Annotated in this window: 16 protein-coding genes; 7 read left to right on the forward strand and 9 right to left on the reverse strand. The window is 68.3% G+C overall.

Annotated features, from left to right (window positions below; all coding sequences use genetic code 11):
• Window positions 1–49 precede the first annotated feature (49 nt).
• Complete coding sequence (locus IG75_RS0117180; protein WP_030522300.1) at window positions 50–1,018, reverse strand: 4-(cytidine 5'-diphospho)-2-C-methyl-D-erythritol kinase; 969 nt, start codon at window positions 1,016–1,018, stop codon at window positions 50–52.
• A gap of 330 nt (window positions 1,019–1,348) precedes the next feature.
• Here IG75_RS0117180 and IG75_RS0117185 point away from each other — a divergent pair, with 330 nt between their 5' ends.
• The gene (locus IG75_RS0117185; RefSeq protein ID WP_030522301.1) at window positions 1,349–1,558 is read left to right on the forward strand and encodes a heavy-metal-associated domain-containing protein; all 210 of its coding nucleotides are present in this window, start codon (window positions 1,349–1,351) and stop codon (window positions 1,556–1,558) included.
• Between the two features lie 28 nt (window positions 1,559–1,586).
• Here IG75_RS0117185 and rsmA read toward each other — a convergent pair whose 3' ends face one another.
• From rsmA to IG75_RS0117200, 3 genes are all read right to left on the reverse strand, one after another.
• Window positions 1,587–2,453 carry a 16S rRNA (adenine(1518)-N(6)/adenine(1519)-N(6))-dimethyltransferase RsmA gene (gene rsmA, locus IG75_RS0117190; protein WP_373863776.1) on the reverse strand — a complete coding sequence of 289 codons (867 nt, stop codon included), beginning with the start codon at window positions 2,451–2,453 and terminating at the stop codon, window positions 1,587–1,589.
• Window positions 2,454–2,516: 63 nt separating this feature from the next.
• Window positions 2,517–2,699: a hypothetical protein gene (locus IG75_RS0117195; protein ID WP_156058955.1), complete on the reverse strand. Its 183-nt coding sequence runs from the start codon at window positions 2,697–2,699 to the stop codon at window positions 2,517–2,519.
• A gap of 151 nt (window positions 2,700–2,850) precedes the next feature.
• Complete coding sequence (locus IG75_RS0117200; protein ID WP_030522304.1) at window positions 2,851–3,687, reverse strand: TatD family hydrolase; 837 nt, start codon at window positions 3,685–3,687, stop codon at window positions 2,851–2,853.
• A 279-nt stretch (window positions 3,688–3,966) separates the two neighbouring features.
• On the opposite strand from IG75_RS0117200, the gene metG reads away from it, so the two are divergent.
• Entirely contained in the window at window positions 3,967–5,532 is a 1,566-nt protein-coding gene (gene metG / locus IG75_RS0117205; protein WP_030522305.1) for a methionine--tRNA ligase, read from the forward strand.
• 12 nt (window positions 5,533–5,544) lie between these two features.
• Here the strand turns inward: metG and rsmI are convergent, their stop codons facing one another.
• Window positions 5,545–6,390 (reverse strand): 16S rRNA (cytidine(1402)-2'-O)-methyltransferase, encoded by an 846-nt coding sequence (gene rsmI, locus IG75_RS0117210; protein WP_030522306.1) that lies wholly within the window; start codon window positions 6,388–6,390, stop codon window positions 5,545–5,547.
• Between the two features lie 238 nt (window positions 6,391–6,628).
• Here rsmI and IG75_RS0117215 point away from each other — a divergent pair, with 238 nt between their 5' ends.
• Together IG75_RS0117215 and IG75_RS0117220 are read left to right on the forward strand one after the other, a co-directional pair.
• A complete protein-coding gene (locus IG75_RS0117215; protein ID WP_030522307.1) occupies window positions 6,629–7,771 on the forward strand; it encodes an RNA-guided endonuclease InsQ/TnpB family protein in 1,143 nt (380 codons plus the stop codon).
• Window positions 7,772–7,859: 88 nt separating this feature from the next.
• Window positions 7,860–9,473 carry a dolichyl-phosphate-mannose--protein mannosyltransferase gene (locus tag IG75_RS0117220; protein ID WP_030522308.1) on the forward strand — a complete coding sequence of 538 codons (1,614 nt, stop codon included), beginning with the start codon at window positions 7,860–7,862 and terminating at the stop codon, window positions 9,471–9,473.
• A gap of 308 nt (window positions 9,474–9,781) precedes the next feature.
• On the opposite strand, the gene IG75_RS0117225 is transcribed toward IG75_RS0117220, so the two are convergent.
• The gene (locus tag IG75_RS0117225) at window positions 9,782–10,150 is read right to left on the reverse strand and encodes a GntR family transcriptional regulator (RefSeq protein WP_030522309.1); all 369 of its coding nucleotides are present in this window, start codon (window positions 10,148–10,150) and stop codon (window positions 9,782–9,784) included.
• 29 nt (window positions 10,151–10,179) lie between these two features.
• Window positions 10,180–11,442 (reverse strand): arginine deiminase, encoded by a 1,263-nt coding sequence (arcA, locus tag IG75_RS0117230; RefSeq protein WP_081876946.1) that lies wholly within the window; start codon window positions 11,440–11,442, stop codon window positions 10,180–10,182.
• 126 nt (window positions 11,443–11,568) lie between these two features.
• On the opposite strand from arcA, the gene soxR reads away from it, so the two are divergent.
• Window positions 11,569–12,135: a redox-sensitive transcriptional activator SoxR gene (soxR, locus tag IG75_RS0117235; RefSeq protein ID WP_081876947.1), complete on the forward strand. Its 567-nt coding sequence runs from the start codon at window positions 11,569–11,571 to the stop codon at window positions 12,133–12,135.
• Here the strand turns inward: soxR and IG75_RS0117240 are convergent.
• Both IG75_RS0117240 and IG75_RS0117245 read right to left on the reverse strand, forming a co-directional pair.
• Window positions 12,056–12,970, reverse strand: coding sequence for an SDR family oxidoreductase (locus IG75_RS0117240; RefSeq protein WP_051714677.1), 915 nt, complete (start codon window positions 12,968–12,970; stop codon window positions 12,056–12,058). The genes soxR and IG75_RS0117240 overlap by 80 nt on opposite strands.
• A gap of 96 nt (window positions 12,971–13,066) precedes the next feature.
• Window positions 13,067–13,642, reverse strand: coding sequence for a TetR/AcrR family transcriptional regulator (locus IG75_RS0117245; RefSeq protein WP_030522313.1), 576 nt, complete (start codon window positions 13,640–13,642; stop codon window positions 13,067–13,069).
• A 94-nt stretch (window positions 13,643–13,736) separates the two neighbouring features.
• Between IG75_RS0117245 and IG75_RS36345 the strand changes: the two genes are divergently transcribed.
• Complete coding sequence (locus IG75_RS36345) at window positions 13,737–14,018, forward strand: NAD(P)-dependent oxidoreductase (RefSeq protein ID WP_030522314.1); 282 nt, start codon at window positions 13,737–13,739, stop codon at window positions 14,016–14,018.
• 1 nt (window position 14,019) lies between these two features.
• On the forward strand, window positions 14,020–14,850 hold the full coding sequence (locus IG75_RS0117255) for an SGNH/GDSL hydrolase family protein (RefSeq protein WP_030522315.1): 831 nt from the start codon (window positions 14,020–14,022) through the stop codon (window positions 14,848–14,850).
• Window positions 14,851–14,874: the final 24 nt, after the last annotated feature.

A 14,874-nucleotide genomic window follows, 5' to 3' on the forward strand; every position in this document is an offset into this window, starting at 1 on the left:
GCCTATCGAGCCGCCCGGTGGGTGCCCGGCAGCGGTCCGGGCCCGGCGATCAGGCGCGGCGCGGGCCGGGTCCGGGTTCGGGTGCCGGCGGGTGTGGTTCCTCGTGACCGATCACCCGGGCGCCGGGTACCGGGCCGGTGGCGGTGCGCACGCTGCGGGCCACTCCCGCGCCGGACAGTTCCGCCGCGACCGCCACCGCCGATTCCGCCGATTCACACAGGAACGCGCAGGTCGGCCCGGAGCCGGAGACCAATCCGGCCAAGGCGCCGACCTCTACGCCCGCCCGCAGTGTGCGACGCAGTTCGGGGCGCAGCGAGACCGCCGCGGCCTGCAAATCGTTGCCGAGCAGTGGTGCGAGCTGGTGTGCGTCACCGGAGGCCAGCGCCTGCATGATCTCCTGGGGTGCGCCGAGCCGGGGCGGGTCGCCCTGGACCCGCAGCCGGTCGAGTTCGGTGAACACTTCCGGGGTGGACAGCCCGCCCTTGGCCAGCGCCAGCACCCAGTGGAAGGCATTGCGGGACAGGACGGGAAGCAGGCGTTCCCCGCGCCCGGTGCCCAGCGCGGTACCACCGTGCAGGGCGAAGGGCACATCGCTGCCCAGTTCGGCGCCCACCGCGGCGAGTTCGTCCCGGTTCATCCCCAGTTCCCACAGCTCGTTCAGGCCGACCAGCGTGGCGGCCGCGTCGGCGCTGCCGCCGGCCATACCGCCGGCGACCGGGATGCCTTTGTCGATGGCGATCTCCACCAGGGGCGCGCGTCCGGCCACCTGGGCGAGCCGGACCGCCGCCTTCCACACCAGATTCGTCCGGTCGGTGGGCACTTCGGCGGCGCCCTCGCCGGTGACCCGCAGGGTGAGCGAGTTGGCGGGAGTGATCTCCAGGTCGTCGGCGAGCGACAGGGCCTGGAACACGGTGGTGAGCTCGTGGTAGCCGTCGGCGCGCAGGTCACCTACTCCCAGATGGAGGTTCACCTTCGAAGGAGCCCGCACGGTGACGGGACTGGGCACAACGGACAGCACGGTGACCCAGCCTAATAGGCACGGTTGGGCGAAGCCCATCCACAATCCGCGCATGGCCGGAGCGAATGCGGAGGTAGGCCGGATAGGCACAGTTGGGCGGAGCCCATCGCCGGCCCGCACAGGGCCGGAGCGAAGGCGGAGGTACGCCGGATGCCGGCCCGGCCCGCGGACATCGCGAAAGGGGACCTCAGCACCACGGCTCACGGCCGGGGCGGGCGGGCGGGCCCGTACAGAGGGTGCGGTGGACAACACACCGTTGCCGCAGTTACCCCCGGGGGGTATATTTGACCGCGGGAACTCCCGAACGGGAACGAGCACGAAGGAGATGTCATGGCCACGACCAGCACCTACACCGTCACCGGTATGACCTGCGGGCACTGCGTCCAGTCGGTACAGACCGAGATCGGCAAGATCGACGGTGTCACCGGCGTCGACGTGGACCTCGCGTCCGGCCGGGTCGTCGTCGAGGGCAGCGCTCCCATCGCCGAGGCCGATATCGCCGCGGCGGTGGACGAAGCGGGTTACGAGATCGCCCGGTAATCGAGCGAACAGGTTTGATCCGAATGGATCAGGACTGCGCGGCGAGGCGGACGAACGCCGCGGTGTCCAGGGTTTCCCCGCGGGCAGTCGGTGCGATCCCGGCGGCGAGCAGCCGCCGCTCGGCTTCCGCGGGGCTACCCGCCCACCCCGCCAGCGCGGCACGCAGTGTCTTGCGACGCTGCGCGAACGCCAGATCGACCACCTCGAAGACCCGGCGCCGGTGCGCCTCGTCGACCGGCCAGGGCGATTCGGTGAACCGATCGATGCGCACCAGGCCCGATTCGACCTGCGGCACCGGCCAGAAAACCTGACGGCCCACCGCGCCCGCTTTGCGCACGGCCCCGTAGAAACCCGCCTTCACACTGGGCACCCCGTAGACCCGGCCGCCCGGTTTCGCGGCGAGCCGGTCGGCCACCTCGGCCTGCACCATCACCAGCGTGGTGGTGATACTCGGGAACTCGGCGAGCAGGTGCAGCAGTACCGGCACGGCCACGTTGTAGGGGAGATTCGCGACCAGTGCGGTCGGCGCCACCGCCAGCGCCGCCGACCCGATCCGCAGTGCGTCACCCGGGATCACGGTCAGCCGCTCGGCCAGCGTGGCCGCCCGCTCCCGCACCGTCGCGGGTAGTTGCCCGGCCAACACCGGATCGATCTCCACCGCGAGGACGGAATCCACCACATCCAGCAACGCCAAGGTCAGGGAACCGAGACCGGGCCCGACCTCCAGTACGGTGTCCGCCCGCCCGACACCGGCCGCGGCCACGATGCGCCGGACGGTGTTGCCGTCGTGCACGAAGTTCTGGCCGAGCTGTTTGGTCGGGCGCACACCCAGCCGTTCCGCCAGTTCGCGCACCTGCGCGGGGCCCAGCAGTTCGGCCTGACCACGCACCATCATCTCGGCATCGGACACCGGGAGAACCTACCAACCCGGGCCCGGCCGCCCACGCGGGCGGGAAGCTCAGGCCGCGTCGAGGGCCGGCGCGTACGACACGCCCACCGGGGCGGAATGGGCCCGTTCGCCCCCGGAGTCGTGGGTGGCGATGGCCGCACCGGCGCCGGCGATCAAGGTCAGCAGCACGGCGGCGATGACCAGGTACAGCAGGGGCGAGCGTGAGGAGTTGATCCTCGCAAAGGGTGACACGGTCACGAGACGATAACGAAGCCGGTGGCCCCCGACAACCGCTGCGAACCGACCCACTGATTCTTCACATCCACGGCAGACCCTCGCACCCCAGGTAGACGAAATCCCGGCAGGCCGATTTGTGATTCAGATCACTCAAGATCAGCGGAGCTCAGCCGCGGCCGAATCGATAGATCCGGCGCGCGTTCGCAGTGCTGATCTCGGCCAGTTCACCCGGGTCCTGGCCACGGATCTCGGCCACCGCGCGCACGGTGTACGGCAGGCAGTACGGCTCGTTGGGCGCGCCACGATACGGATGCGGGGTCAGGTACGGCGCGTCGGTCTCGAACAGCAGCTGCTCGTCGGGCACCACCCGCACCGCCTCCCGCAATTCGTGCGCGTTCTTGAAACTCGCCGTCCCCGAGAAACTCAGGACATAGCCCTCGGCCACACACGACACCGCCATATTCGCGTCCGAGGAGAAACAGTGGAAGATCACCGTCTCCGGGGCGCCTTCGTCGAGCAGCACGGTCAACAGGTCGTGATCGGCTTCCCGGTTGTGGATCATCAGCGGTTTGCCGATGCGCTTCGCCAGGTCAATATGCCAGCGGAAACCCTCGATCTGGGTCTCGACATCCGCGCACCCCTCCAGCTTGCCCGGCCAGTAGTAGTCCAGCCCGGTTTCACCGACCGCCACCACCCGCGGGTCGGCGACCAGCTTCTCCAACTCGGTCCGCGCCGCGTCGTCGAGCGCGTTCGCCCGGGTCGGGTGCAGCGCGACCGCGGCGTACACCCGGTCGTCCCAGTTCGCGGCGCGGACCGCCCAGCGAGCGGCGTCCAGATCGTCGGCGACGGTCACCACCCGGCCGACACCCACCGCCGCCGCTCGGTCGACCATCTCCGCCACCGACGCCGCGTCGGTGGCGCCGCAGGCGTCCAGATGGGTATGCGCGTCGACCAGCGGCGTCAGCGGCTCCGGCAACGGCGGCGCGGGACGCTTTGCGCTCATCGGTTCGCGACCCATCGTCGAGGCGGGCGCAGACGCGGGACGGGGCCCACCGCGCGGGCGGGGCGGGATTCACGCACACGATCGAGAAGAGGCACGGGCACCACACTAGAGACCCCCGGCCGGCCGCACGGAGGGCAGCGCGCCCCGCGATACCGGCCGCACAAGGGCGGTCACTGCCGCATCGATCCCGGCCGGCGGAGCCCTGCAAGTACCCTCTGATGGCATGAACACGCAGTCGAGTCGGCTTCACTGCGGTCCGCATGATGGAATCGACACACCATGAGCGCAGTCGATCGTCCCGCCTTCTACCTCACCACGGCCATCGCGTACCCCAACGGTGCGCCGCATATCGGGCACGCCTACGAGTACATCTCCTCGGACGCGCTCGCCCGGTTCAAGCGGCTCGACGGGTACGACGTGTTCTTCATGACCGGAACCGACGAGCACGGCCAGAAGATGCAGCAGACCGCCGCCGCCGAGAACATCCCGGTGGAGGAGCTGGCCGCCCGTAACTCCGATGTGTTCGAGCAGATGGACAAGACCCTCGACGTCTCCTACGACCGGTTCATCCGCACCACCGACGCCGACCACCAGCTCGCCAGCGCCGCCATCTGGCAGCGGATGCTGGACAACGGCGATATCTACCTCGACAACTATTCGGGCTGGTACTCGGTGCGCGACGAGGCGTTCTACACCGAGGAGGAGACCACGCTGCTCGACGACGGCAGCCGTATCTCCACCGATACGAAAACACCGGTCACCTGGACCGAGGAATCCAACTTCTTCTTCCGGCTCTCGGCCTATCAGGACAAACTGCTCGCCCTCTACGACGAGCATCCCGAGTTCATCGCCCCGGCCACCCGGCGCAACGAGATCGTGAGCTACGTGAAGGCCGGTCTCAAGGACCTGTCGATCTCCCGCACCACCTTCGACTGGGGCATACCGGTCCCCGGCCACCCCGACCACGTGATGTACGTCTGGGTGGACGCGCTCACCAACTACCTCACCGGCGCCGGCTTCCCCGACACCGAGTCGGCCGCGTTCCGTAAGTACTGGCCCGCCGATGTGCACATCATCGGCAAGGACATCACCCGCTTCCACACCGTGTACTGGCCGGCGTTCCTGATGTCGGCGGGAATCGAACTGCCGCGCCGGGTCTTCGTGCACGGCTTCCTGTACAACAAGGGCGAGAAGATGTCGAAGTCGGTCGGCAATGTGGTCGACCCGCTGGATCTCGTCGACACCTACGGGCTGGACGCGGTGCGCTTCTTCCTGCTGCGCGAGATCTCCTACGGCCAGGACGGCAGCTACAGCCACGAGGCCATCGTCTCCCGGATCAATGCCGACCTCGCCAACGAATTCGGCAACCTGGTGCAGCGCAGCCTGACCATGGTCGCCAAGAACTGCGGCGCGGCCGTCCCCACCCCGGGCGAGTTCACTGCCGAGGACCGGGCGTTGCTCGACCGTGCGAACGGACTGCTGGAACGCTGCCGGGCCGAATTCGACGTGCAGCAGATGCATCTGGCGCTGGAGCAGATCTGGCTGACCCTCGGCGAGACCAACCGTTACTTCAGCGCCCAGGCGCCGTGGGCGCTGCGTAAATCGGGTACCGAGGAAGATCTCGCCCGGATGGCGACGGTCCTCTACGTCACTCTCGAGGTGGTCCGGATCGTGGCGATCCTGGTCCAGCCCGTCCTGCCCGGCTCGGCCGCGCGGATCCTGGACCTGCTCGCCCAGCAGGACCGCGATTTCGCCGCGCTCGCCACCCCGCTGGTATCCGGTGTCGCGCTCCCGGCTCCCGCACCGGTGTTCCCGCGCTATGTGGAGCCGAAAACCGAGGACTGATCCGGCGCCGGATCAGTCCACCGCGGCGCGGCGGGCGGCCAGCACGGCATCGTAGAGTTCCCGCCGGGAAACCCCGGCGACCTCGGCGATCTCCGCGCTCGCGTCCTTGAGACGCAACCCCGCCGCGGCGCGCTCCTCCACCTGCGCCACCAGATCCTGTGGATCGACCACGGTGCCCGCGGCGCCCGCGAGCACCACGGTGATCTCACCGCGCGCCCCGTCCACCGCCCAGTCGGCGAGTTCGGCCAGCGTGCCGCGCACGACCTCCTCGTAGGTCTTGGTGAGCTCCCGGCACACCGCGGCCCGGCGGTCGCCGCCCAGCACCTCCACCGCGTCGGCCAGGCAATCCGCCAATCGGTGCGGCGCCTCGAAGAAGACACAGGCCCGTTTCTCCCCCACCAGCGTGCCCAGCCACTCCTTGCGCCGGCCCGGCTTCCGAGGTGCGAAACCGTCGAAACAGAACCGGTCCACCGGCAACGCCGACAGCGCCAGCGCCGTCGTCACCGCCGAGGGCCCGGGCAGACAGGTCACCGGCAGGCCGCGTTCGGCACAGGCCGCCACCAGCCGGTAGCCGGGGTCGCTCACCGACGGCATACCGGCATCGGTCACCAGCAGCACGGTCCGGCCGTCCGCGATCTCGGTCAGCAGCGCCGGAATCCGCGCCTCCTCGACGTGATCGTAGAAACTGACCACCCGCCCCCGGATCTCCACCCCGAGCGCGTCCGCCAGCGACCGGGTCCGCCGGGTGTCCTCCGCTGCCACGATATCGGCGCTGCCGAGCGCCTCCCGCAGCCGCAGCGACGCATCCCCGATCGCCCCCAGCGGTGTCGCCGCCAAGATCAGCCCACCATTTGTCATCGAACCGAGTCTATGGAGCCCCAGAGCAGGGCGACACTCGACCCCACGTCAGCGCGGGTGCATCTTGGAACGGGCGCCCGCACCGCGGCTCTACTGGAGCAGCCGGACACATCGCTGGGCCCGGTATTCAACGCCGTAGGCTGCCGATGAATTCGGTTGGCGAACGGGTCCGCATGCACAGTTTTTCGAAATCAAACCCGAACGAGTCGGTGACAAACTAGTGATCTACCATGCCACCATGGGTTCGAAGGTGGTGAAGCGGGCATACAAGTACCGGTTCTATCCCACGATCGAACAGGAGCAGTACCTTGCTCGTACGTTCGGATGCGTTCGGTATGTGTATAACCGGGCACTGGCGGAGCGCTCCCGCGCCTGGTCGCATGAACAACGCCGCATCTCGTATGCCGAATCGGACAAGATGCTCACCGCGTGGAAACGTGATCCCGAGACCGCATGGCTGACCGAACCTTCGAAGGGCCCTTTGCAGGCGACCCTGCGACATCTGCAGGGCGCGTTCGACGCTTTCTGGCGCAAGCACGCCAGCTATCCGAAGTTCAAGAAGAAAGGCCGATCGAAGGACTCGGCCACCTATTTCTCGAACTGCTTCAGCTACCGCGACGGCCGGTTGACGCTCGCCAAGCAATCCGATCCGCTGAATATCCAGTGGTCACGTCCGCTACCCGACAGAACGCGCCCGTCACAGGTAACGGTATCGAAAGATGCGGCAGGCCGGTACCACATCTCGATCCTGGTCGAGGACGCGATCACCGAGCATGCTCCTACGGACGCTACGGTAGGGGTGGATGCCGGGATCACCTCGCTGTATACGTTCTCGACCGGAGAGAAGGTCTCCAATCCCCGGCATGAGAAGCGTGATCGAGCCCGCCTGGCGAAAGCACAACGCGTCGTGGCAAAGAAGGAGAAGGGGTCGAAGAATCGGGCAAAAGCACGGTTACGGGTCGCGCGGGTATACGCGCGTATCGCGGATCGGCGCCGCGATCATCTGCACAAGCTTTCCACTCGACTGGTGCGCGAAAACCAAGTGATCGCCATCGAGGATTTGAGTGTGCGGAACATGGTTCGCAATCGTTCGCTGGCGCGGGCGATCTCCGACGCGAGCTGGTCGCAGTTTCGGGCCATGCTGGAGTACAAGGCGGACTGGTACGGGCGGACCGTAATCGCCGTCGATCGGTTCTATCCATCCAGCAAGACATGCTCCGTATGTGGACGAATCGCAGACTCGCTGCCGTTGCACAAGCGCGAGTGGGTGTGCTTATGCGGCGCGGTCCACGATCGGGACATCAATGCCGCCGAGAATATCCTTGCCGCAGGGCTTGCGGTGCTCGCCTGCGGAGATGGTGTGAGACCGTCCCGCAGCTGATGCGGGAAGGCAACCGTCGATGAAACAGGAAAATCCGGCCGTGAGGCCGGAGGTCCCCGGCCTTTGGGGCGGAGATCAAGCCAATCAGCTGACCGAATCGCGCCGCCGCCGCGCGGCTTGGCGGCCGCCGCGCACCTGGTCGAGCCCGGCTCCGCTGCGGCCGGCGCCGGATTTCGGTCCCACCGATACCGCGCGCGGCTGGGTGGTCAGCCTGTTCCTGACGGTGATCGCGGCCATCACCCGCTTCACCATGCTCAACTATCCGACCGACGCGGGAACGCCGGTCTTCGACGAGAAGCACTACGCCCCGCAGGGCTGGCAGTTCCTCACCGGCGGTATCGAGGACAACCCCGGTTACGGGCTGGTGGTGCATCCGCCGGTCGGGAAACAGATGATCGCGATCGGCGAGGCGCTGTTCGGCTACAACGGCTGGGGGTGGCGGTTCTCCGCCGCGCTGGCCGGTACGGTGCTGGTCCTGCTGGTCATCCGGATCGTGCGGCGGATGACGCGCTCGACGATGCTGGGCGCACTGGCCGGGATCCTGCTGATCGCGGACGGAACCACCTTCGTCTCGTCCCGGATCGGGATGCTCGACATCTTCATCACAGTGTTCGTCACCGCCGCGTTCGGATGCCTGATCGTCGACCGTGACCAGGTGCGGGCCCGGCTCGCGCGCGCCGACGCCGAAGGCCGGATCGGCGAGACTCCGTGGGGTCCGCGCCTGGGTGTGCGCTGGTGGCGGTTCGGGGCCGGACTCCTGCTGGGACTCGCCTGCGGCACCAAATGGTCCGGGCTGTACTTCATCGCCGCGTTCGGGGTGCTGAGCATCCTGTTCGATCTGTTCGCGCGCCGCACCTACGGTGTGCGCAAACCGCTGTACGGCACCGCCGTCCGCGATCTCGGCCCCGCGCTGTACGCGCTGGTGCTGATCCCGCTGGGCGTGTACCTGGCGAGCTACGCCGCCTGGTTCCGCAGCGAAACCGCCGTCTACCGCTATATGGCGGGTAATCCGTCGGCGCCCGAGGACGGAATCGGCACCGGCGGATTCTGGTCACATCTGGTGCCCGATGCCATGCGGTCGCTGTGGTACTTCCACTCCCGCACCCTCACATTCCATTCCGAGCTCACCAACTCCGCCGGCAACCATCACCCGTGGGAATCCAAACCGTGGACCTGGCCGATGGGGTTGCGGCCGATGCTGTACTACTACGCCGACGACGGGGTCACCGGTTGCGGGCAGACGGAATGCGTGAAAGCCGTCATGCTGGTCGGCACACCCGCCCTGTGGTGGGTGTCGCTGCCCGTCCTCGCGTGGGGTATCTGGCGCTGGATCGTCCGCCGGGACTGGCGGTACGCGGCCGTGCTCACCGCCTACGGCGCCGCCCTGCTGCCCTGGTTCCTGACCCTCGACCGCCAGATGTACTACTTCTACGCGGTCACCCTGGCCCCGTTCCTGGTGATGGCGGTGGCACTGGTGCTGGGCGACATACTCGGCACCGCCAGACGCCCGGCCCCCGTCGGATCCGGCGGTGAGTTCCGGCCCGCCCGACCCAGCGAACGCCACAGCCTGGGTCTCCTGCTGGTCTGCCTCTATCTCGCCCTCGTCATAGCGAACTTCATCTGGCTCTGGCCCATCCTCACCGGCCTACCCATAACAACGAACAACTGGCAAGACCACCTGTGGCTCCCCAGCTGGAGATAACCGGCACACCCGCCACCAAGCCGTCGAATGCCGACGCAACCCCTATGTGTCGAGTTTTACGAGACACCGCAAAGGGTTGAGGCCCGTCTCGCCCCTGGGCCGAAGGTGCTCAAAGGTCGCACTCTATGAACGGCCCACCGCACATCGCAGGCGGCGCCAAAAAACACAGCACCTTCACGAGCAGGTCAACGTCTCCCACCTCCCGAGCAGGTCAACGTCTCCCACCTCCCGAGCAGGTCAACATCTCCCACCTTCACGAGCGGGCCACATCCAACCTTCATGAGCTGCCCACACCCCACCTTCGCGAATCAGTCCGCAGCCGCGCCCAGCGCGACCCGCACGTAGTGGACTGCGTCGTCCCCGTCCAACCCCAGCCGCCGGATGGCCGCCACGTACTCCGAGGCCGCCCGCCCCGCCGCGTCGGCGGTGGGGTCGCCGGAGGAGGCGATGAACGAGCCCAGCCGGCCGCGGGTTTCCAGGACCCCGTCCTGTTCCAGTTCACGGTAGGCGCGGGCCACCGTGTTGGGAGCCAGGCCCAGTTGGGCGGCCAGGGCCCGCACCGTGGGGATCTTGGTGCCCGCGGCCAGTTCGCCCGCGCGGACCCGGGCGATGACGGCGAGCCGCAATTGTTCGTACGGCGGGACGCCCGAATCGTGGGACACCGTGATCTCGAGCATGGCTCGTTCTTACCGCATCCGGTCGGATTTCATACCGGATCCCGGGCAAGCGGGCAGGACAGACAGCGCGGCCCGCCGCGCCCCGAACCCAGTTCCGAGCCGGGAATGCGCAGCACTTCGATACCGGAATCCTCCAGCCGCGCATTGGTCATTTCGTTGCGTTCGTAGGCGACGACGACGCCCGGCCGCAGTGCGAGGGTGTTGTTCCCGTCGTCCCACTGTTCGCGTTCGGCGGTGACCCCGTCGAGCCCGGTGTCGATCACGCGGAGTTTGTCGATCCCCATGGCTGCCGCCGCGGCGGGCAGGAAGGGTTCGGGACCGGTGACGACACAGTCGTCGGAGGTGCCGTCGCGATTGATCGTGTAGGCGGTGAGGGTTTCGCGGACTCCCGGGTACATCACCACGGCATCGGTGTCGACCATCGTGCACACGGTGTCCAGGTGCATGGTGGCGCGGTTCTGCGCGATCGGCACCACCAGCACCGTATGCGCCAGCCGGTCGTCGAACAGGCTGCGCGCCAGAGCTTCCGCGCCGGCCGGTGAGGTTCGTTCGCCCACGCCGACCGCCACCACTCCGGGCGCCAGCAGCAGCACATCGCCGCCTTCGATGGGCGCGGTATGTGATTCGTAGGCCCGGCGTACGCCGAGAAAACGCGGGTGGAAGGCGTAGATCAGGTCGGTGAGGGAGGTTTCCCGGGCGCGGGCCGGCAGGGCCAGGGCGGTGATGGCGACCTTGGGGCCGACCCAGAACGAGGAGTCCCGGGTGAACAGCAGGTTCGGCAGCGGGTCGATGACGAAATCACCGCCGTGGTGCATCCGGCGGACCAGCGAGGTGTTGTCGGCGGCGAAGGGCAGTTCGTCGAAGGTCATCCCGGCCATGAGGATTCGGGCCAGGTCGGCGGCCGGGACCCCGCGTAGGTGGCCGGACAGTTCGTCGGCGAGGGCGTGCCCGAGACGGCGGGCGTGCACGGCGGCGGAGATGCCCTGGATGCGGGCGGCGCCGCTCACCTCGAGTGTTTCGGTGAGCACATCGGCCAGTAGCGCGACCTCTACTCCGCGGTCGCGCAGCACCTGGGCGAAGATGTCGTGTTCCTGTTGCGCGCGTTCCACCCAGGGGATTCCGTCGAAGAGCAGCTGGTCGTTGTTGCGCGGGGTGAGGCGGCGCAACTCGTCACCGGGGCGGTGCAGCAGTACCGCGCGCAACGCGCCGACTTCGCTGGTCACCCCGTAGCCGGCGGGGGAAGGCCGGTGGTCGCGGGCGGATGTCGGATCCGGTACGGCATCTGGTCCCATGTCCCGACACTAATGCGCGAACGCGGTGTGGGCACGGCGACGTCCACCCGTTCGCGGGGCAGTTGCCCCGATTCCGCCCCCGGCTCCAGCAACCTGAAGTATTGTTCAGATAAAGGAGGAATATCGATGCCGACAGCGGATTGGACCACCAAGGAGTTGACCCCCGGCCAGCTTTCCGAGCGTAGCGGAGTAGCCGTGTCCGCGTTGCATTTCTACGAACGCGAGGGCCTCATCTCCAGCCGCCGGACCAGCGGAAATCAGCGGCGCTACACCCGTGAGACGCTGCGCCGGGTGGCGTTCATCCGGATCTCGCAACGGGTCGGCATCCCACTGAGCGATATCCGGGCCGCCCTGGACCGTTTGCCGGAAGGTCGCACACCCACCCGGCGCGACTGGGAGACGCTGTCCACGGCCTGGCGCGAGGATCTGGACGACCGGATAACCCAGCTGGTCCGGCTGCGCGACAACCTGACCGGATGCATCGGCTGCGGCTGCCTGTCCCTGGGTAGCTGCAAACTGGTCAACGAGAACGACCGGCTCGGCGCCGAGGGCCCGGGCGCGCGCGTGCTGGACGTACACCTGAACTGCCCGGAGTACGGCTGCGACGACGTACTCAGCGCGGTGCCGGAGAGTCCGGACTCGCTGTGTTCCCCGCTGGCCGATCCCGATTCACCGACTGCTTCAGCGTGCTGAACTGCAGGTTGGCCTGCCGCATCAGCAATTCGTAGGGAAAGGCGAACTTCCGCTTCCACCAGTATCCGAACCGGATATCGAACGAGCTGTACACCAGGAACCGGTTGCGTTCGATGCCCTTCAGGATCACCGCGGCGACCTTCTCCGGCGCCACCGCGTGCCGGGTGAACAGCGAGGTGACCCGCTGCACCCGCGGATGCTCCTTGTCGACGCCGACCAGGTCGAACGAGCGCACCAGCGGGGTGGCGACCGCGCCCGGGGTCACCACGTGCACCGAGATCCCATGCTCGGCCAGTTCGAAGCGCAACACCTCGGACAATCCGCGCAGCCCGTACTTGCTGGCGCTGTACGCGGCGTGCCACGGCAGCGCCAGCAGACCGGCCGCCGACGACACGTTCACCAGCGCGCCGCCCTGACCGGCACGCACCATCGGCGGCACGAACCGCTCGATCACATTGATCGGGCCCAGCAGATTGATATCGATCATCCGCCGCCAGTGCCGGATCTCGAGACTGTCGACCGTGCCCCAGACCGAGGTCCCGGCCACGTTCATCACCACATCGAGGCTGCCGAACCGCTCGTGCACGGTGGCCGCGAACTCGGCCACGGCGTCGTGGTTCGAGATGTCGAACGCCTCGGCGATGAGCACGGTGCCGCCGGCCCGCTCGATCTCGGCGACGGTATCGGCCAGCCCGTCGGCATCGATATCGGTCAGCACCAAGTGCGCCCCGCGGGCCGCCGAGGCCAGCGCGGTCGCCCGGCCGATACCGCTGGCCGCGCCGGTGATCAGCGTTTTCGCGTCCTGCACCGATTTCCTGCGGTCGACCCGCCCCATGCTGCCACTCCCGATCGTCCGACTGCGCTGTCGGCAGCAGCCTACCGACCCGGGGGCGGGCGGGCACGGCGGAAACGGCGGCCGGACGGAACGCCGCTACAGCAGCGGGCGCACGAGCGCCCGGACGAGCCCCGCGGCCGTTTCACGCGACGAGGCGGTCGAATACATTCCGCCGCTGTAGTAGTCCAGAAAGGCTTCTTGAAAGCAGGCGCCGACCAGGAGTGCGGCGACGGCGTCGGGGTCCGTGTCCGCGGCGATCCGGCCGAGCTCCCGCTCGGCCGCCAGATAGGCCGCGAAGGCGCCGACCGCTTTCTCCGGACCGGCGCCGTGTTCGGCCATGGCGGCGCGATGGGTCGCCATCCGCCGCGGATCGGCGAGTAGCGCGCCGAGCATGGGAATGGATTGCCGGTAGAAGTCGAGCGCCGCGCAGGCCAGGTGGGTGAGATTGTCTGTCAGCTCGCCGTCGCCCGGGGCGACACCCACCCGCGCGGGCCCGGGCAGCCGTTCCCGGAGCACGGCCAGCAGCAGTTTCTCCTTGTCACCGAAGTACTTGTAGAGCGTCGGCTCCGAGACGCCGGTGTGCTGCGCGATCTCCTTCGTGGTCGCGTGGACGACGCCCCGGGTCCGCAGGATGTCCGCGGCCGCGTCCAGAATCCGCTCGCGCGTGCTCATCTCGGTCTCCTCGTGCCGCGCTTGACAGGTTGGTAAACACTAGATCATTCTGGGGTTAGTGATTACTAACCCCATTCTTTCTGGAGGTTCAGCAATGCGTGTCGGCATCTTCGGCGCCACGGGCGGCACCGGTCATCTGGTACAGCGCCCGCTCGCCGCCGGGCGCCACGACCGGGCGGTAGTTCACGATCCGGCAGTCCCGCCCGGCGCGAACCGCCCCGGACTCGGCGCGAGCACCGGCGAGGCGATGGCCCCGGACGCGATCGGCCCGGCGGTCGCCGATCCGGACGCGGCCGTTCCGGCACTCGGGCCGGCCGTCCTCGCCGCACCGGCCGAGCCCGCCACCATCGGGCACTCGCTCTCCCTGGGGTACTGATATGCGACCACGGCTCACCCGCAAGCGGCTGCTGCTCGCTCTCGCCGTCACACTCGCGGCCGTCCTCGGTGCCGCGGGGACGGTCGGCTATCTGACCTTCGTACGGTCCCCGGCCGACTCCCCGGCACAGGCGTGCGCCGGCGGAAAACCGGGCGACGACCGGCCCGTTGTCGTAGCAGCCGGGGCCAGTATGACCCGCGGGACCCTCGGCGCCGACTGGGTCGGCGCGCTCCGGGAAAGCGCGGAATTCGGCGGCCACCGGATCGTCAACGCCGGGGTCAACGGGAACACCAGCGCGGATCTGCGGGACCGGCTCGACACCGATGTCCTGGCCTGCCGGCCGGACGCGGTCATCGTCCTGGTGGGCACCAACGACGTCCGCGGCGATATCGGCCTGGACACCTACCGCGACAACCTCACCGCGATCGTGGACCGCATCGCCGCCGCGGGCACGGCACGGGTGGCGCTGATGTCACTACCACCGCTCGGCGAGGACCCCGGGGACGAGATCAATCGCCGGCTGGCCGGATACAACCGGGTCATCGCCGAAACGGCCACTCGCACCGGCAGCGATTACCTGCCGCTGCACGAACGGATCGCCGGCCTCGTCCGGCAACACGGCGATCCGAGCGCGCGCTACGACTTCGGCTTCACCCTCGCCTTCACCGCCGCCGCGCAGCACTACCTGTTCGGGCGCAGCTGGGATCAGGTGGCGCGCAGCCGCGGCTCGGACCTGTTCGTCGACAGCATCCACCTCAGCGACCGCAGCGGCGCCGAGGTAGTCGACCTCACCGGTGACTGGCTGGCGACCGCACTGCGCCGACCGCGATGACCACAATGCCCGGGGCAGCAGGCA

Origin of the sequence: Nocardia rhamnosiphila NBRC 108938 (genome assembly GCF_000720425.1) — a bacterium.
Taxonomy (GTDB): domain Bacteria; phylum Actinomycetota; class Actinomycetes; order Mycobacteriales; family Mycobacteriaceae; genus Nocardia; species Nocardia rhamnosiphila.

What these genes read in the sequence shown, in the direction of transcription:
- rsmA (WP_373863776.1), bottom strand. Translation starts at nt 2,453, where the DNA reads ATGATGGTGCGTGGTCAGGCCGAACTGCTGGGCCCCGCGCAGGTGCGC.
- IG75_RS0117225 (WP_030522309.1), bottom strand. Translation starts at nt 10,150, where the DNA reads ATGCTCGAGATCACGGTGTCCCACGATTCGGGCGTCCCGCCGTACGAA.
- IG75_RS0117255 (WP_030522315.1), top strand. Translation starts at nt 14,020, where the DNA reads ATGCGACCACGGCTCACCCGCAAGCGGCTGCTGCTCGCTCTCGCCGTC.
- IG75_RS0117185 (WP_030522301.1), top strand. Translation starts at nt 1,349, where the DNA reads ATGGCCACGACCAGCACCTACACCGTCACCGGTATGACCTGCGGGCAC.
- IG75_RS0117215 (WP_030522307.1), top strand. Translation starts at nt 6,629, where the DNA reads ATGGGTTCGAAGGTGGTGAAGCGGGCATACAAGTACCGGTTCTATCCC.
- soxR (WP_081876947.1), top strand. Translation starts at nt 11,569, where the DNA reads ATGCCGACAGCGGATTGGACCACCAAGGAGTTGACCCCCGGCCAGCTT.
- IG75_RS0117200 (WP_030522304.1), bottom strand. Translation starts at nt 3,687, where the DNA reads ATGAGCGCAAAGCGTCCCGCGCCGCCGTTGCCGGAGCCGCTGACGCCG.
- IG75_RS36345 (WP_030522314.1), top strand. Translation starts at nt 13,737, where the DNA reads ATGCGTGTCGGCATCTTCGGCGCCACGGGCGGCACCGGTCATCTGGTA.
- IG75_RS0117245 (WP_030522313.1), bottom strand. Translation starts at nt 13,642, where the DNA reads ATGAGCACGCGCGAGCGGATTCTGGACGCGGCCGCGGACATCCTGCGG.
- metG (WP_030522305.1), top strand. Translation starts at nt 3,967, where the DNA reads ATGAGCGCAGTCGATCGTCCCGCCTTCTACCTCACCACGGCCATCGCG.
- arcA (WP_081876946.1), bottom strand. Translation starts at nt 11,442, where the DNA reads ATGGGACCAGATGCCGTACCGGATCCGACATCCGCCCGCGACCACCGG.
- rsmI (WP_030522306.1), bottom strand. Translation starts at nt 6,390, where the DNA reads ATGACAAATGGTGGGCTGATCTTGGCGGCGACACCGCTGGGGGCGATC.
- IG75_RS0117240 (WP_051714677.1), bottom strand. Translation starts at nt 12,970, where the DNA reads ATGGGGCGGGTCGACCGCAGGAAATCGGTGCAGGACGCGAAAACGCTG.